The sequence below is a fragment of the Arthrobacter sp. GAS37 genome (assembly GCF_044908325.1).
In the GTDB taxonomy this organism is placed as follows: Bacteria; Actinomycetota; Actinomycetes; order Actinomycetales; family Micrococcaceae; genus Arthrobacter; species Arthrobacter ramosus.
In genome coordinates this window covers 97,546-118,309 of record NZ_JBIYDB010000004.1, presented here as the reverse complement: position 1 = coordinate 118,309, position 20,764 = coordinate 97,546, and the positions used below count along the sequence as shown (strand labels likewise).

Annotated in this window: 17 protein-coding genes; 10 read left to right on the top strand and 7 right to left on the bottom strand. The window is 57.9% G+C overall.

Translation table 11 applies throughout. The features are described 5' to 3' along the window. The first annotated feature begins 45 nt into the window (after positions 1-45). The 4 genes from ABH924_RS05550 to ABH924_RS05535 all read left to right on the top strand — a co-directional run bounded on the left by ABH924_RS05550 (position 46) and on the right by ABH924_RS05535 (position 4,786). Complete coding sequence (locus ABH924_RS05550) at positions 46-1,344, top strand: magnesium transporter MgtE N-terminal domain-containing protein (protein WP_404497566.1); 1,299 nt, start codon at positions 46-48, stop codon at positions 1,342-1,344. 15 nt (positions 1,345-1,359) lie between these two features. Further along, a complete protein-coding gene (locus tag ABH924_RS05545; protein ID WP_404497565.1) occupies positions 1,360-2,691 on the top strand; it encodes an LCP family protein in 1,332 nt (443 codons plus the stop codon). 129 nt (positions 2,692-2,820) lie between these two features. Beyond that, positions 2,821-4,233: an LCP family protein gene (locus tag ABH924_RS05540; RefSeq protein ID WP_404497563.1), complete on the top strand. Its 1,413-nt coding sequence runs from the start codon at positions 2,821-2,823 to the stop codon at positions 4,231-4,233. A gap of 61 nt (positions 4,234-4,294) precedes the next feature. Then, positions 4,295-4,786 carry a carboxymuconolactone decarboxylase family protein gene (locus tag ABH924_RS05535; RefSeq protein ID WP_404497561.1) on the top strand — a complete coding sequence of 164 codons (492 nt, stop codon included), beginning with the start codon at positions 4,295-4,297 and terminating at the stop codon, positions 4,784-4,786. 79 nt (positions 4,787-4,865) lie between these two features. On the opposite strand, the gene ABH924_RS05530 is transcribed toward ABH924_RS05535, so the two are convergent. From ABH924_RS05530 to ABH924_RS05520, 3 genes are all read right to left on the bottom strand, one after another. Further along, a complete protein-coding gene (locus tag ABH924_RS05530; RefSeq protein ID WP_404497559.1) occupies positions 4,866-5,576 on the bottom strand; it encodes a hypothetical protein in 711 nt (236 codons plus the stop codon). A 535-nt stretch (positions 5,577-6,111) separates the two neighbouring features. Then, positions 6,112-7,041 carry a TadE/TadG family type IV pilus assembly protein gene (locus tag ABH924_RS05525; RefSeq protein ID WP_404497557.1) on the bottom strand — a complete coding sequence of 310 codons (930 nt, stop codon included), beginning with the start codon at positions 7,039-7,041 and terminating at the stop codon, positions 6,112-6,114. A 322-nt stretch (positions 7,042-7,363) separates the two neighbouring features. After that, positions 7,364-7,516, bottom strand: a complete 153-nt coding sequence (locus tag ABH924_RS05520; protein ID WP_404497556.1) for a hypothetical protein — start codon at positions 7,514-7,516, stop codon at positions 7,364-7,366. 902 nt (positions 7,517-8,418) lie between these two features. Between ABH924_RS05520 and galU the strand changes: the two genes are divergently transcribed. Next, complete coding sequence (gene galU / locus ABH924_RS05515) at positions 8,419-9,309, top strand: UTP--glucose-1-phosphate uridylyltransferase GalU (protein ID WP_404497554.1); 891 nt, start codon at positions 8,419-8,421, stop codon at positions 9,307-9,309. On the opposite strand, the gene ABH924_RS05510 is transcribed toward galU, so the two are convergent. From ABH924_RS05510 to ABH924_RS05495, 4 genes are all read right to left on the bottom strand, one after another. Next, positions 9,306-9,908 carry a low molecular weight phosphatase family protein gene (locus ABH924_RS05510; protein ID WP_404497552.1) on the bottom strand — a complete coding sequence of 201 codons (603 nt, stop codon included), beginning with the start codon at positions 9,906-9,908 and terminating at the stop codon, positions 9,306-9,308. The two genes, galU and ABH924_RS05510, sit on opposite strands and share 4 nt — an antisense overlap. Before the next feature lie 319 nt (positions 9,909-10,227). Next, positions 10,228-10,836 carry an LPXTG cell wall anchor domain-containing protein gene (locus ABH924_RS05505; protein ID WP_404497550.1) on the bottom strand — a complete coding sequence of 203 codons (609 nt, stop codon included), beginning with the start codon at positions 10,834-10,836 and terminating at the stop codon, positions 10,228-10,230. Between the two features lie 183 nt (positions 10,837-11,019). Further along, the gene (locus ABH924_RS05500) at positions 11,020-12,780 is read right to left on the bottom strand and encodes a DUF4012 domain-containing protein (protein ID WP_404497548.1); all 1,761 of its coding nucleotides are present in this window, start codon (positions 12,778-12,780) and stop codon (positions 11,020-11,022) included. Positions 12,781-12,970: 190 nt separating this feature from the next. Next, positions 12,971-14,446 carry a sugar transferase gene (locus tag ABH924_RS05495; protein ID WP_404497546.1) on the bottom strand — a complete coding sequence of 492 codons (1,476 nt, stop codon included), beginning with the start codon at positions 14,444-14,446 and terminating at the stop codon, positions 12,971-12,973. A 551-nt stretch (positions 14,447-14,997) separates the two neighbouring features. On the opposite strand from ABH924_RS05495, the gene ABH924_RS05490 reads away from it, so the two are divergent. From ABH924_RS05490 to ABH924_RS05470, 5 genes are all read left to right on the top strand, one after another. After that, the gene (locus ABH924_RS05490) at positions 14,998-16,251 is read left to right on the top strand and encodes a hypothetical protein (protein WP_404497545.1); all 1,254 of its coding nucleotides are present in this window, start codon (positions 14,998-15,000) and stop codon (positions 16,249-16,251) included. Further along, positions 16,244-17,587: a lipopolysaccharide biosynthesis protein gene (locus tag ABH924_RS05485; protein WP_404497543.1), complete on the top strand. Its 1,344-nt coding sequence runs from the start codon at positions 16,244-16,246 to the stop codon at positions 17,585-17,587. Before ABH924_RS05490 ends, ABH924_RS05485 begins: the two co-directional genes overlap by 8 nt. A gap of 11 nt (positions 17,588-17,598) precedes the next feature. Then, positions 17,599-18,789, top strand: a complete 1,191-nt coding sequence (locus ABH924_RS05480) for a glycosyltransferase family 4 protein (protein WP_404497541.1) — start codon at positions 17,599-17,601, stop codon at positions 18,787-18,789. A gap of 350 nt (positions 18,790-19,139) precedes the next feature. Beyond that, entirely contained in the window at positions 19,140-19,832 is a 693-nt protein-coding gene (locus tag ABH924_RS05475) for a hypothetical protein (protein WP_404497539.1), read from the top strand. Further along, entirely contained in the window at positions 19,829-20,758 is a 930-nt protein-coding gene (locus tag ABH924_RS05470; protein WP_404497538.1) for a glycosyltransferase family 2 protein, read from the top strand. Before ABH924_RS05475 ends, ABH924_RS05470 begins: the two co-directional genes overlap by 4 nt. Positions 20,759-20,764: the final 6 nt, after the last annotated feature.

Genomic DNA, 20,764 nt, shown 5'->3' with positions numbered 1-20,764 from the left:
CACAGCAGGCCCGTCAAGCCCCCTTCTCCCGAAAGGCTCCCACCGATGAGCACCACAGACACCTCCAGTGCACCGCGCTTCATGCTTTCTACACTCCTGCGCCAGCCCGTCCTCGACTCCAAAGGCAACCAGATCGGCGTCCTTGCCGACGTGATTGTCCGTCTCCGCGACGGGGCCTACCCCACACTCAGCGGCCTGGTCGTCAGTGTGGGCAACACCCAGATCTTCACGACAGTCGAGGACGTGGCGGGCATCGATGCTGACGGCGTCCGGCTGCGCACCACCAAGCTGGACCTGCGCCCCTTCAGCCGGCGCGAAGGCGAAGTCCTCCTCCAGGAAGACGTCCTCGGACACCGGCTCATCGACACAGAACGCACCATCATGGTCAAGGCTTACGACATCGAACTCAGCCAGAACGGAGACACCTGGGAGGCCACCGGGCTCGACGTCCACAAGCCCCGCTGGTTCCGGACCGAGCGCAGCCACAAACCCCACGCCACCCGCGACTGGAACCAGTTCCTGCCCCTCATCGGCCACAAGGACTCCAGCAAGGTGCGCTCGGATTCGGCACGCTTCCGCAAGATGAAGCCGGCCCAGATCGCCGACCTGATTGAGGACTCCTCCGACAAAGAGCAGCACGAACTCCTGGCACAGGTTCACAACGATCCCGAGCTTGAAGCGGATGTCTTTGAAGAGCTCGACGACGACCGCCAGTCGCGCATCTTGAAGGACCGCAGTGACCAGGACGTCGCGGACGTGTTGGCCCACATGCGCGCCGACGACGCCGCAGATGCTGTCATGGACCTGCCTCAGGAACGCCGCAAAGCGATCCTTGCCCTCTTGCCGCCAACCCAGCACGCCAAAGTCATGGCGCTCCTTGGCTACCATGACGCAACGGCCGGCGGGCTGATGGGAACCGACTACACGGCGCTGCCCTCAACCGCCACCGTCGCGGAGGCGATCAACAGCGTCCGAACTGCCACCGCCCAACAACCGGAAGCACTGACAACCATCTATTCCCTCCACCCGGACGGAACACTCGCAGGCGTCATCGGCCTTGTCCAGGCCTTGCAGTCAGACCAGGACAAGCAGCTCAGCGACGTATCCGACGCCGAGCCCGTCAGCGCACAGCCGGGCGATGACATCATCGAAGTCACAACCACCATGGCCGACTTCAACCTGCTCACCCTCCCCGTGCTGGATGCCGAACGCCGTATTCTAGGTGTCATCACCGTGGACGACGCCCTCGAAGCGGCGATCCCGAGCGACTGGGCCCGCCGCGAACACCACCGCGCAGCTCCCGGCAGCAACCACGTCGAGTCCGAAACACGCACCGGTAACTAAGAAACGAAGAGCCCGATGACTGAAACCAACGGTACGCAGCGGCCCTCGCTGTATGAGCAACTCCTGAAGCGTGATCGGGACCGTAAGTTCCGCCGTCGTAGGATTGTCCTCATCGCCGCCCTGGCCGCGGCAGCACTCGTCCTCGGTGTCGTCGTGTATGTGGGTGGTACCGCGCTCAATTTCAACGCAAACCTCCACCGTTCGGGCGCACTGAACGGCCAGGATGTCCCGAAGTTGAGCAAGGACACGAACATCCTGGTCATGGGATTGGATACGCGGGTCGACGAGAAGGGGCAGCCTCTTCCTCCGGAAATGTACGACGCACTCCATGCCGGGGACCAGAGCATCGGTGGCTACAACTCCAACGTCCTGATGCTCATTCACATCCCTGCCGACGGATCCAAGGCAACCGGGATCTCGATTCCCCGGGATGACTACGTCCAGGTCAGTGGCATCCCCGGAAGCGGGCCCTTCAATGCCAAGATCAAGGAAGCCTACGGCTACGGATTCGACGCCGCGAAGAGCTCGCTGATCAACGCCGGTAAAGCCGATGACGACACCACCTATCAGGCAGCGCGCGACGCCGGACGCAAGGCTGAGATCGCGACCGTCACCCAGTTCCTGGGCGGCGTGTACATCGACCATTTCATCGAAGTCACCATGGCCGCGTTCTACCAGACGGCCCAGGCCATCGCGCCCATCACCGTGTGCGTCAACAAGGCTACCCAAGACACCTTCTCCGGGGCCGACTTCAAGGCGGGCGTGCAGCAGATCGATGCCAAACAGGCCATGGCCTTCGTGCGGCAGCGGCGCGACACGACCGACCCGAACTACCAGTTCTCGGACCTGGACCGCGAACGCCGCCAGCAGGCCTTCATCACTTCGGTGTCCCACCAGCTTAAGCAGGCCGGAACCTTCACCGACATCGGTAAGTTGCAAGGTGTCCTCGACGCCGTGAGCAAGAACATCGTTGTTGATTCCGACTTGAACCTCATCGAACTGGTCCAGCAGGCAACCTCCCTTACCGGGGGCAACATTGCGTTCACCACCCTGCCGATCACCGGTTTCGGCACGTCCCCGGACGGCGCGTCCATCAACACGGTGGACATCGACCAGGTCCAGGCCACCGTGAAGGAACTTCTCACCCCCGCAGCGGCAACGCAGCCGGCGCCCGGCGCAAGCACTACCGCCCCAGCCCAGGCCCCGGCAGCACCCGAAACACCGGCCCCCGCCAACCAGGCACCGGCCAACTCGGCCCCCGTCAACCCGGCACCGACCCCCAGCACCAGCACTTACGCCGACTCCACGGGAGCCCTCCAAGGCGGCAACATCCCCTGCGTCAAGTAAGACTTGGCGGCTGATGGTTTCCCGCGTCATCCAGGCCATTACACGGATGGCCGATTACAATCTGCTTACCCGCTGGTCGCGCCGCGGACCCAGCCACCACGCCAACCGCGGCGGGGACAGGAGAATTTCATGAATGATGGGCACCACCGCCAGCTCGGCAAACGACGGAAGGCGGAGGCTTCACCCGGCGGGACCGCAACCTCCGCGGGTCCCCGCCATATGCGTCGCAAGTCCCGGCGCAAGTCCGTCATCCTGATATCGGCCACGGCGGTCGCTGCAACCGTGGCCCTGGCCGCCGCCGTCGCGGTCACCTATGTGGGCGCGACGGCGGTTGCGGCCAACAACAACGTCCACCGCTCTGATGTCCTCGGCGCTCTGAAGTCGATGCCCCAGGCGGTGCCGAAGCTGAGCCAGGACACGAACATCCTGGTCATGGGCCTGGATACACGAGTCGACGAGAAGGGCAAGCCTCTTCCTCCGGAGATGTATGACGCGCTGCACGCGGGGGATGAGAATATCGGCGGTTACAACTCCAACGTCCTGATGCTCATCCATATCCCTGCAGACGGTTCCAAGGCCACGGGGATCTCCATTCCCCGGGATGACTACGTCCAGGTTGACGGCATACCGGGAAGCGGCCCGTTCAAAGCCAAAATCAAGGAAGCGTACGGCTACGGTTTCGCGGCAGAGAAGACCTCCTTGATCAACGCGGGAAAGCCCGACGACGACACGACGTACCAGGCAGCCCGCGACGCCGGACGCAAAGCCGAAATAGCTACCGTGACCAAGTTCCTGGGCAGCGTCCACATCGACCATTTCATCGAAGTCACCATGGCGGCGTTCTACCAGACGGCCCAGGCGATCGCACCCATCACCGTGTGCGTCAACCGAGCAACCCAGGACACCTTCTCCGGGGCCGACTTCAAGGCGGGCATGCAGCAGATCGATGCCAAGCAGGCCATGGCCTTCGTTCGCCAGCGCCGGGACACGTCCGACCCGACGTACCTCTTCTCGGACTTGGACCGCGAACGCCGGCAGCAGGCCTTCATTACCTCCGTGTCCCACCAGCTCAAAGACGCCGGGACCTTCACCGATATCGGGAAAATGCAGGGTGTCCTGGACGCCGTGAGCAAGAACATCGTGGTTGATTCGGAGTTGAACCTGATCCAGCTCGCCCAGCAAGCCACGTCCCTGACCGGGGGCAACATCTCCTTCAGCACCCTGCCGATCACAGGCTTCGGCACCTCCCCGGATGGCGCCTCCATCAACACCGTGAACGTCAACCAGGTGCAGGCCACCGTCAAGGAGCTCCTCACACCGGTCCCACCGGCTCCTGCAACGACCCCGACGGCGACCCCGACGGCGACCCCGACGGCGACCCCGACGACGGCGGCTGCCTCGCCTGCGGCACCCGCACCCGAAGCGCCACCCGCCTCGGAAGCCGCAACCCAAGCACCAGCCACCCCGTCAGCACCTGCAAGCAACGTCTACGCGGATTCCACCGGGGCCCTCCAAGGGGGTGCGATTCCCTGCGTGAAATAGCTGCGTCAAATAGCTCAGCCGTCTGCAGGGTCTGGAAAGTTCTCTCCGATAGGCTCTGCGGATGAGTGAAAATACCCCGAAGCTCGCAGGCTATCTGGACAAGCAACAGCCCGGACTTTATCAGGCCCTCTCCGGCTACGCGGAGCAGGTCACTGCGGAAGCGGACAGGACCGGGATCCCGCGTCGGACCCTGGAATTGTTGAACTACCGGGCCTCGCAGATCAACGGCTGCGCCTTCTGCCTGGACCTGCATCACCGTCGAGCCATCGGCTACGGAGAGACTGAGCAGCGGCTTTCCCTGGTGTCCGTGCATGGCGAGGTGGGGCTCTTCAACGAGGCCGAACAGGTCGCGATTGAGCTCGCCGAACAGATCACGCGCATGAGCACAGCCCGTCCCACTCCCGAGCTGTTCGCACGCGCGCGGAAGGTCTACACCGAGGAACAGATCAGCGTGCTGTGCATGGCGTGCATCGGCATCAACGCCTTCAACCGCTTGTCCATCCTGAGCGAGCACCCGGTGCGCAAGGCCCGGAGCTTGAATGTGTCAATCTGATTCGAGCCCACGAAGATATGGAATCGCAGCAGGCGATTCCTCTTAGCCTCTTGGAGGCTCGGTGCTTGAATTCTTCCGCCTACTGCGCCACCACAGGTAAAGGCCCCAGCATCCGAGGCACAATACGATTACTGATGCAACTCCTCGCCACCAGACAAAGGGTTGCCAAGAGGCGAAAAGGATTGCATAGGCAAAGAACGAAGCGCTTATCCAAGGATTCGGAATCTTGTTGGCCATAGGGCCACCTTTCGGATGTGAGTTCTTGGAAGGAAGCACACTTCCAGCCGGCACAACTGGCGAGGGTGAGCCCGATGCTCGACAGCGTACCGGCCAAGGCCCAGCCAACCACCGCCCCACCTGGGGCAAATACGATGACCATGTTCAGGCCAACACCCGCAGCGCAGGTCCAGGTGAAGCTCGCAGTGCTTGCGCCGATGTTCAGGTGTGCAACCTGCTTGCCTCCGATGTAGACATGAAGGTACCCGGGACAGATGCTCGGGCGGTTGTTGGTCCAGTTGTGGGATACCCCCAAGTTAATACAGAAGGAATAGTATTTTCCTGCCGGTTCTCGCAGTTCCGGTCTGGCGGCTCCAACTGGCGATTCTGAGATAGATGGTGCTGTGACCGTGGGCTCCGCGGCGCTGGCGGGGGCTAGCCCGACGAACACCAAGCCTGCGCTGGCTGCCAGGATTAATGCAATCTTTTTGATGTTTTTCATGGCGCCAAGGGCTTGCCACGCGACTCGGTGGGTTGCGCCCAGCAAAACTTGAGAGCTACGCACGATCTTCATTTGAGTTATCCTGTCTTTCCGATTTCCACTCACGGGTACGTAGGAACAGGGCTGCCCCAATCATCAGTAGTCCGCCTATCCAGCCGACTACCGCGTAGCTCCCTCCGACGGCTGCGAATGCGAAGCACGCAGGAGCCGCCAGCATCGGTAACATGAAGATTCTGTTTGCTGCCATGAATTGACCCCTACTTTCACTCGGGGATTGACCAAGGCGCGTGAACACGACCCTCCGTGGGCCATCGATGCTTTGCCTGCCGTAGGATCCAAATATTCTGGAATATCTGCGACGACGCGATGAGTTGCACTGTTCCTCTTTGAATTAGGATCGGCGCCGGTCCTGTGCTGATCCTAAGCAGTCGTTTCCACCTTTGGGCGTGGATTCCGCAGAATTGAGTGCCAAATCTGACTAATTGAGTGCCAAAGCTGAGCAAACTGAGTGGTGCGCAGACTGCTCACTGTGAGTAAGCGTGCTTCGCCTGGGAGCGAAGGTAGGCAGCTGGCGTGACGAGGAGAAGATCAGTGTGGGCAGCGTTGCTCAGCCGCTGAGGCGAACCATTTTGGCGCCGAGGTCGGGACCGCCGAGGGTGAAGTTGCTCAGGCTGGTGAACTGGACGAATTTTCCGATCAGGCCTTTGCAGCTGCCCTTGCAGCTGGGGGAACCGTTGTTGTTCCAGCTGTGCCCGGGGAAATTGAAGCCAAGGAGCTGGAACGCGGCGAAGCCCTTGATGTGGTAGTTGCCGGTGGTGCTGTCGACGTCGTCGAAGACGGGCAGGATGATGACCTGGTTTTCCAGGGAATCAAAAACGGCCGAACAATGCCCGGGTTCGCTGACACCCTGCTTGGACGGAACCAAAGGGCTGGCCAATGAAACTGTCACCCCGCACATTCCGGTGTCGGACTGCAGCCAGCCGAACCCTCCGGGGATGATGTGACCCGACGGGCTGGAACTGACGCACGTCGTGGTTCCGTGGATCGGCAGGACCTGGATCACTCCGGACAGATCGAACTGGCACTCGGAAAAGGTGACCGGCAAGGTGACCGTCCCGCCGTAGGGGGACCCCCACTTGGCTATGGACTCAGCCTTGACATCCGCGCGGGTGAGACCGAATATCCTTGCCAGACCCAGGGAGACTCCGCTCCCGTTGGCGTCCTGGGCCGAGACATCGACCACCACGGTGCCGGGGCCGGGGAAGGCCGGGAGAGCCGCGTTGGCAAGGCCGCCGTCGGCGTTCGCCTTGGCCAGCTGCAGGGCCTTCCCCGCGGCGGCCGGGGTGCACAGGATCGTTCCCCGTGTCGCGCAGTCCTGGGCGATCGCGAAGGCCCCCGCATCGGCTCCGTTTTGGAGTTTCGCCTTCGTGGCGTAAAGGTTGCCGGCGTCAATGGCGATGGCTCCGAAACCGAGCAGCACCACCATGAGCAGGGCGATCAGGACAGCGGCGGCACCGCGTTCATCAGTATCTTTCAAACCCGCCCCCAGGCAGTGTCCTTTGGGGCCCGCCGGTTCGGCGGAAACCTTTCCGCAATCATAGGGGTCGAGAAGGGTCCAGAACAGGTGCCCGGCGTTCCTTTTCAAGCTTCGATCGCCCTGACGCCATGAAGGGCCAGCAATCCTTGGGAGTCAGCGGGTTGCGCCGGCACCATTTGAGCCGAAACGGGAGGTTACCGGCCGGCCAGAGCGGCGATGACGACAAGGACCGTAAGGACGGCCAGGATCGCCAGCACAGCGTACCCGGGCCACTTCGGGCCTTGCCGATGCGGGTTGATGTCAAGGTAGGGCATGGGCGCGGTTACTTCTCAGGGTGCGGGGAGAGGGAGTGCTTCCGGATCCCGTTCCACAGCAGGAGCAGATGGGTGGAAATCAACAGCACAAGGGTGGCGGCCCCGAAAATCGCGAGGTCGATGGTGTAGCGGATGAAATCCACGGATACGGCGCCTTTCATGAGGACAACCCGCCGATCCTATCCGGAATAGCTGTTTAAGATCCATTCAAAGACCGAGGAAGATGTGCGCTGATGCGTCTGGGAGTGTCCGCTTCATCGTTCGGAACGGGGAGGTTCCCCGGCTCTCGTTCGGTTGCCGGGATTCAGCGGCGTCCGTGCACTTCGCGGGCACGGTTCATGGCCTGCCGGGAGACCACGTGGAGAAACTCCATTGCGCGACCGACCGGTCACGTATGCTCGGTGGGAATCATTCGCTGCTTGTGGGGGAGCAATGGAGGAACGAAAGTCGGCGCACAAATGCCCGAAGTGCCGGACACGGCTGATAGAAACCTGGTACGTCGAGATAGTTGCAGGCACCACGGTGGAGCGCAGGCGCACCGGCCGGCCGTTCTGTCCCAAGGGCCACGTCATCACCCACTGGAACCTTGCAGGACAACCGAGACGCGCCACCTAGCTAAGTAAGAGATGGGCCAAGGGTCGGGAACGGCGCATTTGAAACTCTCGCGGATCGTTGTTGTCAGAGATCTTTGGACTCCACCAGGTGCCGTCCGGAACACCTGGCCGATGGGGGCCAAAAGTGCCCCGCCGGAATGGGGGATACCGACGGGGCCAATCAACTATCAAGCAACACTGATGGGGCCTACGGCAAATGTGCCGCAGTGGCACATTTGACTCCCTGCCCCAGGCTCGCACGACTGCGGTCATGTATTCGAGGTTGCGGGCGCATAGCCACAGCGTTGGAGGTCAAGGCAATCCGGACAGCCTGAGGGCGCAACGACTTGGACCCAACTATCGGGTGGGAAGTACTTCAAGTTCATCCGACAGCTCCATCGCCTGACTGAGAGTCGGAATCTTGCATCAGGGATTAGCGTTTTTGAAAATCCATTCGTAGGATTTGCCCTATGTCTATGGGGAGATTAGTTCGTAAAGCAGTTATTCCGGCAGCCGGATTGGGCACGCGCTTCTTGCCTGCCACTAAGGCGATGCCGAAGGAAATGTTGCCGGTAGTGGATCAACCAGCCATCCAATATGTTGTTGAGGAGGCCGTGAAGGCGGGCCTCAGCGACTTGCTGATGATCACAGGTCGCAACAAGAGGGCTCTTGAAGACCATTTCGACCGTGCGCCTGATCTCGAACGCACTTTGGAGCTGAAGGGCGACGAAGCCCGTCTGGACGCCGTGCAGCATACCTCCGGACTTGGGCCTATCCACTATGTACGGCAGGGCGAACCGAAGGGCTTGGGCCATGCCGTGCTGTGCGCCAGGCAGCACGTAGGTGACGAACCGTTTGCCGTGCTTTTGGGGGACGACCTGATTGACGAGAGCGAGGAGCTCCTGTCAACCATGATCGAGGTTCAAGCGAAGACCGGCGGCTCGGTCATTGCTCTCATCGAGGTGGAACCGTCGCAGATCAGCGCGTATGGTTGCGCCGACATTACGTCGATCGCGGGGGAAGACTACGTCCGGGTCAACAGCCTTGTGGAAAAGCCTTCGGTTGAGGAAGCGCCATCAAACTTGGCTGTCATTGGACGCTATGTCCTGCACCCGTCTGTGTTCGATGTCCTCGAAGACACCGGGCCCGGGCGCGGGGGCGAGATCCAGCTGACCGACGCCCTCCAGACCCTCGCAAAGGGCGAGGGCGAAGGCTCGGGTGTTTACGGGGTCGTCTTCCGCGGACGTCGCTACGATACCGGGGACAAGCTCAGCTACTTGAAGGCCGTCATCACTATGGCCTCTGAGCGCGCCGAATTCGGTGAAGATCTCAAATCCTGGATGAAGGAATTCCTCGGTTAGGACGGCTGCATACTTAGCCGCGCGTAGCGAAGAATCCTGAGGATGGCCGGGGCCAGCTCGTCTTCCATCCGCAGGTACGCTTCGGCGCCCTGTTTGTAAGGATCAGCGACGTCGTTGTCCGAGGATTTTGCCGCGAGGACGAGATGGCGGACGGACGACGCCCGTGCCGGCAGTTCGCGCCACAGCTGGGTGTAGTCAGAGCCCGACGGCGGGGCGTCGCCTCGTTCTTCAAGGGCGGTCACCATCCGTGCGAACTCGCGGATGGTGAACGTCCGTTTGAGCAGGGAGGCGTCCAGCTGCAGAACTTCCCCGCGATGGTGGGACGCCATGGTGAGTACCAGGTCCGATTCCCTTAGGATTTTCGACGTGAGCTGGCGCGCGGCAAAGTCATCGGGTGTGCCGCCGTATGTACGGATGATGTCAGCTGACAACGGCTGGATGGGGCTGCCCACCATGGCGCGGGTGCCGGCACTGCGGACTTCGAAGCCGCCGGGCCGAACCTGGTCCAGGCCTGCCTGAAGCAATCGTTCGGCTACGGGGGAGCGGCAGATGTTGCCGGTGCAAACGGTCAGAATCCGAATGGGTTGGGGCGATTCCAAAGGTATAGCTCTTTCACTCGCTGGCAGGCGCGCGTGACGCCTGTGTTTTACAAGTTAACATGGGAGTCAAAATCACGAGTGCCGCATCAAAGCGAAAGCAGCCACTCCGAAGGAAACCATGGCCAGAAGGAGCAAAAAAATGATCGGCCATGCCTGCCTCGGGATGGGCGGAATTCGTGGAATCGCGGGCAATGCCACTCTGAAGCTCAGCCTCTCGCGTCGTCGCCAATGTCTCCCCATGTTCATAAATTACCGTACGCGCAAACAAGGAGGGGTTGTTTCCGGATCACCGGAAACAACCCCTCCTTGATTATGGCGTTTAGGCTGCGACTACGGTTTCGTTCTTCGCGCGGCGGCGAACAACCACTACGGAGGCGGTGCCGGCGACGAGTGCGCCAGCGCCGACCAGGCCCCACAGAATCAGGCTGGAGTCCACGCCGGTGTTGGCAAGGCCTGCACCAGTGTTGGCCAGTGCTGCCCCGCCCGTGTTTGCCAGACCCGCACTGCTTGCTGCGGAAGCAACTACGGTTGCGGTGACCGTGTGGCCGGAAGTTGCGCCGACTGCTGTCAGCACGTAAGTGCCGGCGGAGTTCAGCTGGACGGTGACCGAAAATGCGCCGGCGCTGTTGGCAACGGCGGTCATGGTAAGCGGTGCCAGCGGAAGTGCGCCGGAAACCCCCATGACTACCGACCCGCCGCCGGGAGCTGCTGCGCCCTGAGCCGTGGTGGTTTGGTTGACGGTAACGTTGACGGTTTCGCCGGCCGTGAATCCGGAGCCGGAGAACGTGCTGGTTCCGCCAACGCCGACAGTTGCATTGGAAACGGTGCCCTGTTGAGCTGGTGCCGGATAGTTGACTGCCATTGCTGGAGCGGAAGCGGCAAGAGCAATGGTGCCCGCGAGCGCGAGCACTGCAAGTGATTTCTTCAATTTGTCCCCCTGAGACCTTGGTACCTGTTTGAGATCCGATACGTAATTCATTGTGATGACCTGATTTCATCCACCACGAACACGTGAACTGAAATCTAAGACCTACCCCAGAGAGAAGCTACCATCATAAGGCTGCTTACCGCAAAGTAAATCCAAACTCGTTACAAAGCGTTAACCTGATGGCTATCCGCCGGTTCCGCAGTTTACCGACTCGGTCGGAAGGACTACCTTGTCCAGGGTTTGAATTGTTGGAGTCACTACCACCTCCGGTTGGCTTTGCTGCACGATCTTTCCAAAGGTGAATTCCACCGTGCTGCTCTGGCCTGGCGCCAGACGAACGGTGAGGGTGCCGACGGGCCTGTTGTCATGCTGTTGTGCGCCGAAGGGGACTTTGTTCCCATCCAGGGTGGCCGATTCAATCTGAGCCTGGGCTGGTCCATAGGCAATCACGTTACTTTGGGCGGTTCCCGGCGGGACGCCGAAGTCTCCGCCGCCGGTGACGTAAGCCGGCAAGGAGGTGGCCGCATCGGCCGGAGCGGTATTGGCGCTGGTAATACGCACCTTGACCGTTCCGTAGCCTCCTACTGCGCACTGCGAAATCAACTGGACAGTCCGCTTCACGTAGTAGTCCATTTTTGCGCCTGTGCCGTCGTTGAAGTAGGCGCCGAATTGCGCGGCCGGCACGCTCGGGCCGGAGATTGAACCGCTGAGCGGGTATTTGTTGAGGACGGATTGTTCGTTGGAGCCTGTGGACCAGAGGAGAATCCTGTGTTCGTCTACACCCTTCCCGACGCCGTCTAGAAGGCTTTTCGCTGTGCCCTTTCCCGAGGAGAGGGCTCCGAAGATTTCCTTTGCCACCGATCCAAAGTAGATATCTTGCAGCTTCTGATTATTGAGCTCGGCGTATGAGTCGGAAAGCAGCGTCTTGACGACATTTTCACCGGTGAGCTGATTCGGCAGCTTCCCGGAGGTCAAGGCAAGCAATTGGGGGTCTTGCAGACTAACTGGTCCGGTAGCGTCAAGGATGTAGCTGAGTGCCACGGGATCGATCGAGATGGCACCGTCTAGGCGTTCGCCCTTCTTCTGTTCCCACATATTGAGCGCCGTGGCGGCGGCGGTGGGGAAGTCTGGAGTGAAATTGACGTCCTGCATGAAGGTACCCAGGCGGTCGCTATAGATACGCTCTTGTTCCGCGTCAACAGCCACCGGTGGGGTGAACGCACCCAGATCGTGGGCGCTGGTCTGGGATGCGAGGCTGATTTTTCCTTTGTCCGCAGTCAGCACGGCCAGAGCGCCGGGTATGCCGCCACTGGCCCGGGCCTCGGCATTGTTCTGGACTAGGAGGAGGTAGTGCCGTGGTTTGTCGGAGCCCAACATCCCAGGGGCCAGGCCTGCGGCGTCGGCTGCAGTATCCAGTTCATTTACGACGGAGCCAAGTTGTTGCCTGGCCTGTGCCAGCGGTCCCGCGATCTGCGGGAGCAGGTTGCCCGCATCGATCCCGTCCAGCCGCTCGGCCGAGACGCGCACAGCGTGGGCTGCGGACGCGACGGCGGGGGCGGCTTTTCGAATCGGTTCAAGATCCGTGCCGCTCGCGCTTGGCATTAGCTTGTCCCAGTTCACGGAGTCGTAAACCTTCACTAAGGGCGCGATGCCAAGAGCTGCAACGTCGTCTGCCGTGCGGGCGATTTCAGTTGCGGCGGAGAAATTTGCGCCGAGCCAAGGAGTCGCTGATGCTAGAGACCAAAGTGGATCCGACGCAGCGTCCCGAGCGGCGGCCGTGTGGCGACGTAGTTCGTCGACAACCGAGGATGCGTCGGCCGGGCGGTTTTGGAGGATGTCCTCTTTGAGCTTCGGAACCAACTGGGTGGATGCCTCAAGCTCTCTCTTTATTGTGGAGCCTTTGGCGCCCAACCATGCGGTTGCCGACAAAGTGAGTACCGTCACGAGCGCGGCTAACAAGACCGCGGTAGTAATGCGTCGACGATGCTTTCGATTCGTGGACGAATTAGTTCGAGTTTGGTGCGACCGGCCCTCTGCTGGGGTATTTGTGGCTTCCATTGTTTCTTTCGGATCGTGGCATCCGCGCATATTTTCAGAATTAATTGCTGGCCATTACTCGACTACCCAGCATCGTCTAAATGGCGCCGGTGCTTGCAAATACTGCCTTGAAGGTCTTGATGAGAATCACAAGGTCACCCATGAGAGACCAGTTCTCAACATAATAAAGATCGAAGCGGATGCTCTCTTCCCATGTAAGGTTTGAGCGGCCACTCACCTGCCAAAGACCGCTCATCCCTGGACTCACATATAGTCTCCGATGGGCTGCCTCATCGTAAAGAGCGACTTCGCCTTCACGCTGCGGCCGAGGCCCCACGAGGCTCATGCTGCCGCCAATCACATTTAGAAGCTGTGGAAGCTCGTCAAGTGAGTACCTTCGCAGAATATGCCCTACTCGGGTGATGCGAGGATCATTTTCGATCTTGAATAGAGGCGTATGAGCTGATCCCTGTGCCATAAGGAGCGCCCGAAGGTCGGCATCGGCGTCTAACCGCATCGAACGAAATTTCAGGAGTTTGAAAGTCGTACCGCGAAAGCCGATTCGCTCTTGCACGTAGAATATCGGACCCGGACTTGTGAATTTCACTAGTAGAGCAAGAATTAGGAAGAGCGGAGCGAGGAGGGCGACCAACATTGTGGCCCCCACGATATCGAAGGCTCGCTTGGCAACCTTCTTCCCTCCGGTCAATTTGGGGGTTGATACGTGAATAAGCGGAAGTCCTGCCACGGGTTGCGTATGAATACGCGGACCCGCAACGTCTGTCAAAGCGGGGGCGAGAATCATCCCGATATCCCTGGCAGCCAGCTCCCACCCGAGTTTGCGGAGATCTGCGGGATGCATGTCGACGCCAGCTGTTACTGCGACCACATCGACTCCTGTTGCCTCAATTACCGACAGTATCGTCTGGAAGTCACTCTGAGTGCCTGTAACTGGCACGGTAACTCTTGATAGGTCGTGAAGCCCTTCCGTAATTCCGGGAAGGTGCGCAGCCACAGGAAGGTACCCGGCGGACGGTGCCCTCCTGAGTGACTTCACCAAGTGCTCAACAGCATGAGGACCCCCAATTATCAACACTCGGGACGCACTCTCGCCGCGCCGACGTTCCAGTGCCAGATGCTGCCGCAAGAGCCAACGAGCGGCGAGAATGCCGATTACTCCCGCTGGAAAGGCGAGTCCGACAAAGCCGCGGGCAGTGTCAATGCGAAGGGCGTATGAGACGACTGCCACGAACCCGAAGAGCCAAGCCGAAGCAGCAATCACCCGTTTGTATTCTTCTGCACCTGAGCCAAGAATCATCGGTTCTCTAGATCCCCAAAAGTGCAACATAAGCCACCAGCAGCCCGCCAGGGACAGAGAAAACACCGCATAGCCGAAGTCATCTCCGGTGGGGGTCGGACTAACGGGAGAACGAAACCGGACGAAGTAGGCGCCGGCAACGCCCCAACCTATTGCGACTGCATCGAACGCAAATAGCCGCTTTGAGTACTTACTTCGCCAAAAGCGATTCCCTGACACTGACTTGCCCCCCTGATGACGCTGTTCCTGGGCCATTATGCACCATGGTCAACTAGCGCTCGCCCAGCATAGTAGTGCAACCCGCGGCCCGGCGCCTGCGACGATCGTTTCGCCATAAGTATCCAAGAACTCGTCGGTCTTCTCAGGCAGGACTACCTTGATACTTCCTCGATTCAAGTGTTACGCAGTGTTACACGTGACAACTGAGCGTGAACGACGGGACTCAAGATCCGAGCGCTACCTATCGACCGAAATGAAACGGTGAAGCCGACGGCTGTGTATACTGCGACAGGCGAAGCACATGCCAACCGGTTGCGATGAAGCAGCCCTTGAGGGAGTCTAATTCCTCGGCAGAATATAAACATTTTGGGTGGCGAAAGCTCAACCAGGTTTACTATTCTTTTTGGGGGCGTAATCTTTGACTTTATCTGTAGATCTGCTGGACTTCACGTCATTAGTCTGGAACTGACTACCAAAGAAGCCGGCTGGAAATTTTTGAAACATTGCGAAGCCGCACACACGATCAACACCGCCTTGACATCCCCGGTGGGTCGGCGGGACTACCTGGAAGGAAGGCCCGGAGGACTGTGTATTCGGTCATCGCGATCTTGATGGTCTGGGTGCGGGCCCGGCGAATATCTCCCGGAATTTTATTGCTCGCCCAATTAGCTTTGCCCACATTCGGGTTCTACATTCTTCAGGAGCGGGATGGGGTGGTCCCCAACGGCTGGCTCGTTCTGATGGCCCCGGCGCTTGTTGCTATCGGCATGGTCTTACGCAGGCCGAGCAACGACGGCGAGATCGCACGTCAAGCAACGAACCCTGACCTGCACAGATTTCTGAAGACTACCTTTTGGATATTGGCCGTTCTCGCTGTTTTGCACTTCGCGTTGGCTGGAATCCCGGTACTCAGTGACAGCGTCGAGACGCAACGGTTTAGTCTGGGAAGCAGCGGGCTAGCAGGCTTCCCGAGCAGAGCGGTTCTTTATGCAATACCCGCCGTTGCCTTGATTAGTCTCGCAACTGTCACCATGCAAACACGACGAACGACAATCGCAATATGGATACTGTTCTCCATAACTCAAATAGGACTGGGATTTAAGGGCGGCCTTCTTGAGGTCATGTTTTTGGCAGCATTGGCTTACCTTGTACGCGTCGCCCGCCCCCGGCCCAAGCATCTCATGCTATTAGCTGCCGGACTTGTGTCCGCCCTTCTTTACGTGGAAGTAGTTCGTTCCCTGTACGCAACATCCCTCAACAGTCCTAGTGACCTGGGGTATCTGCTGGATCGCAGCACGACTCAGGCAATTGAATCGGGATATCTTGCACTGTGGAACGACCCGACCTTCACCTCGGGAGAAACTGCCTTTTGGCATGATTTCCTGCAGCTGATGGCGAGATACGTGGGTCTCGGACAGCCCGATGATTATACCTTTGACATGCTGATGTCATCGGTTGTGACGGGAACCCCACTTGGCTTGGGTTTGTTCATTGTTCCCGTTACGGTCGGCGGCCCTGTCTACCTTATCTTCAGCCTCCCCATCCCACTGGTAGTAACGGTCTTAATTTTACTGGGATGGATCTGGACATGGGCAATATCCGCGACTGCCCGAATGTCGAATCTGTTCACCGGAGTCATGGCAGCTATTCTCATTATCGGAATTAGAATGTTCTTGGTGAATGGAAATGGCGCCTACTTGGTGATCAACCTGCTCTTCACCTCAGTTTTACTGTGGCTGTGTGCGCTGCCCATATGGATAGACAAGCTACGGAAAGACTCCAGCCTCAGACATTCGAGGAATCACGTGGTTTTGAAAAGCGGTCCTTCTCGCCATGGATGAAGCGACTGTCGTCAGAGTCAGATCGTCCGGCGTTGGAAGAAGTCTGAACTCAAAACTTCCCACCCATACAAGTTTTCTTCTTTTTCAAAGCGGCCCGGCGTCGATTATATTGACTACGCTGTTTGTGTGGCCGCTGCTCGGGCACATTCTCGATCAAAGACTTCTCGGGGAATTATCGCTCCAATTGGCAATTTCAAGCATCGCCTCTCCGGCTCTTTGCCTCGGGACAAACCTCTACCTGGCCAACAGGCTATCAGCCGGGCCTGAGTCCGACCGCCGAAGTGAAGCCAAGACGGCGCTCTGGGTGACTGGCGTTCTATATGGGCTATCCGGGATGCTTGCGTTCTCGTCACTGTTCTTAGATGCTTGGCTGTTTCTGATTCCACTCGCCTTGTCATGTGCGAACGCAGCCTATCTTGTCACGTCAGGGGTAATGCGGGGGATAGATGAGCCTGTCCCGTACTCTATTGTCACTTTTGTGGTTCAGACATTTGGGCTGTTCTCCCTTGGATTCCTGTCTTCGATATCACATCGTCTGCAGATCGCCGTCCTGGCCTATGTTGGAGTCATTACCATCCCGGTCTTATGGCAGTACTATTTGCTCAGGAAGAAGACGCTCCGTACTGAGATTCGCGCAATTGTTCCGGTTCTCAGAGCATCAGCGACTCTCGTTCCTCACCTTGTGCTGGCCGTCGCGCTGCTGATGATGATGAGGATTTTAGTTTCTCTTAAGGTGAATAACGAGGCCGTAGCAAACTACACCTTCGCCGCCTTGATTATCGGAGGCACACTTACAGTCGCAGCCTCCCTTGACGCGCACTGGTCGATTCGTGCCCAGGCCAGTCCTAGCCTGGCAGCATTAACGGGAGTTCTTAGACGTAACCAAACGCGGATTCAGACGATCCTTTTGTTCATGTCGGCGGGAATAGTTCTATTTCTTTTTCTCGGCTTGAGGGTGTGGCTGCCACCGGGATACGATGCCAAGCATGTGGTGCTGACCGTGCTCCTCGCCTTGCCGGCAGCTGCAATGCAAGCGTTAGCTGATGGCCGATCTGCGGTCCTTATGTATTTCAATAAGGCTGGTAGAGTGTCAATTGCAACTATGGTAGGGGCGCTCACGACTCTTATTATGGCTTACATACTCCTTCCGATCTACAGCTGGCCTGTTGCCGGTTTGTGTGTCACTGCGGGGATGTTTAGTCGCATGTTCGCTGTAAACGTATTCGCTCGTCAGATTTTTCGGACGAACACTGTTGGCGCTCTCGGAGCGGCCATGTTAATGGTACAAATACTCTATGCAGGTGTTCTTTTGGCATTTTTCTTTGGGGTGAAATAATGAGAATCTTAATGATCACGAATAATTACGCCGACCGAACGCGCGGCGGTGTCGAAATGCACGTCCATAATCTTTCGCACGCTCTTGTCGTTGCCGGTCACGAGGTGACTGTTGCGCGAACATCGCAAGGCCATAGTATCCATGAACTTGATTTTCAAGTTCCTGTCGTTCCAGTATTGGGCCATTCCTCGGCCAAAGACCAACGGATCTCGAATAAGTTGAGCAATATTCCGTTGGTCCGATTCGCCTCCAATTTTCTTGGGAGAATTACCACGGCAATTAAAGCCGGGCGGAGGCTACGCGAAGATCCTGATTTTCTGGCGGCGTTTGATATAATACACCACCACGATTTCATTACAAGTGCCATTGTCGCACGAATGCTGCGTGGGTTTGCGATCAAGCAAATTTGGACCAATCATCTCGGCGAGTTTCTGATTTTGCGACGGCTGCCAGTGGTCGGCCCGATTCTAACAAGATATTTGACCCGCACTTTTGATGCGGGCATTGGCCCCTCTGGCGAGCTATCAGACCCGATGACTGTTTCCTGTCCAATCGAGTACATTCCGAACGGCGTTAACACTGACGCGTTTGCGCCTTTGTCATCGACGGACCGTAATTCGCTAAGAGCAAAGAGGGGATTGGGTCAAAATGACTTGATCGCCATAGTGCCTAGAAGGTGGGCACCAACCAAGGGTGTTTTGTTTGCGGCTGAAGCTATGTCGTCGGAGCATTGGCCTTCAAATTGTTCGGTCATCTTCGCGGGCGCAGGCGAAACGGAATTTCCCGAATACTCTAGTGAGATTCGTGAAGCGCTCAAGGCTTCGGCGGCAAGCTTCGAAATAGTAGATACGCTGTCGATGGGTGAGATGGCAGAAGCGTTGCAGGGAGCGGACATTTGCATTATTCCATCACTGATGGAGGCGACGAGTCTGTCGGCTCTTGAAGCGATGGCCGTATGTTTGCCAATCGTCAGTACTGACGTCGGCGGACTCCCTGAAATCGTTCACGAGGGCGTGAATGGACATCTGGTTCCGTCCGCGGATGCGGAGGCGATCGCTCTAGCCGTGGCCAACATATGCCGGCTTACTGCTGATGAAAGGCAGAAGATGGGCTCGGTTTCGCGGACGCAGGTAGTTTCAACTTATTCCTGGGATGAGATCGGGGCACGAACGCTTAGGGTCTACGGGGAGGTTTCGGCGTGAGAATCGCATACATCTCCCACGTTGACAGTCAGTGGATTAAGCAGAGGCCCCATTTTATGGCAGAGTCTCTTCGTCATGACGATGATCGGGTGACCTATGTCTGTTCATTATTTGTTCGCCGACGATTACTTGTCTCTTCCCAGAGGCTGAGGGTGCCTGTCCTCCGCGTTCCTTTGCTGCCCCAACGCTTGAGGCGTCTACTCCGGATTTTCGATGCAGTCGCTTCTGCTATTTCCGCATGCTTAATCCTTTTTATCGTGAGGCCTCACATTGCCGTTGTAACTCATTCGAGGCACAGGTATCTTGCCAGCTTTCTTCACCGTGCCGGAGTTCGCGTTTTCTATGACTGCATGGATCTCAACGGTTTGTTTAACGATGCCACAGTCTTTGATCGGGAAGACGAGCGCAAACTAGTTGAGATTGTGGACGTCGTTTTTTGTTCAAGTTTGGCTATTTCGGAACACATTAAGGGCTTGCAAAATCTTGTAGTCACCAAGATTGTGCCGAATGCATTACACCCGGCATCTTTTGAAAGATTCTTCGGCAGAGAGCTCTCCGTGCAGCCCGGGCTTGTGGGATACGTTGGGGCGATCTCCTCCTGGTTTGACTTCGACAGCGTGCTGGCCCTGCTGGATTCGAACCCAAACATAACGGTGCGTTTGTGGGGACCCTGCGACGTAGAGGTTCCTCAACATGAGCGACTGCATAAAATGGGCGTGGTTCCACATGAACAGGCCATTGAGGTAATGCATAACTGCGCGGTCCTGCTGTTGCCGTTTGTTCTAAACGACTTAATTCTGGCGGTAGACCCTGTGAAGGTCTATGAATATGTGTCAACAGGTCGACCAGTCATCGTGCGAGATTACCCGCAGTTATTGCACTTTGGATCACACGTTCGCCGTTATGAAACCGCAGCTGAACTGGTATCCCGGGTAGAAGACGCGTTGGAGGAAAAAGGTCAGAATCAGACCTTGATCTCGGATTTTATTAGAGAGAATTCTTGGGAAGAGCGGGCCCTGCTAATGAAGCGGGTCATGTCGTGATCGCGATTGTCGTGGCATACAAAAACGGTTCTGAGCTGGCGGAATGTTGCCAGGGATTGGCGGATCTGGGTGATGTCGATCGGGTCATAATTGTTGATAATTCGCATGGTGTAGCCGGTTCGTGTATCGATGCATCTGGTCTGGTTCTGGGGCCGAAGATGATACATGCTATTCCTCCATCCAACCTTGGGTTTGCCGGTGGAAACAATTTCGGCATAGAACTAGCTCGGGACCTGAATGCGGAGCGCGTCCTGATTTGCAATCCCGACGTTATAGTTGGGCCGGATACTCTCTCCGGATTGCTCCGAGAAATGGATTCGCGTTCATTGGATTTGATTTCACCGTATATGAGGGAGGTCGATGGGGACAATTATCCCGTTGACTTAATGTGGCCTGGATGGGATTTTTGGCTTGGACGTGGGGTCTTGGACATCTCTTCGGCGTCGAGAATTCGGCGCTATTCGCCAACCTTTTACGGAGCCTGCTTCGTTATTCGGGTGGATTTGCTTGATGATATTGGTGGCTTAAGCGAGGATTTTTTCCTTTATGCTGAAGAGTTGGATTTCTGCAGGCGTATTGATGACTCGGGTGGTCGCTGGAGCGTGTCCAAGGAATACGGTGTGTTCCACGCAAGGGGATCAAGTATTTCTCCGACCGGCGGACCGCGGAAGTCGTTGACATCGCTGCATCATTCTTCACGCTCTGCAGTTATAGTTGGTCGAAAATATTGGCCGCTGGCTGCCCTATGGTGGACCGTGGTGCGCTTTGGCTGGGCGGTGCAATTCCTTCTGAAGGGCAACCATTTGGGTTTCCGCGCTGTGATACTCGGAGTGATCTCTGGTTGGAGAGCACCTCTCACTGCGGGTTCTGCCAAGGCGACTCGATCATCTATCACCACAGCGTTGCGACAATTGTTTCGGCGTTAAGCACCG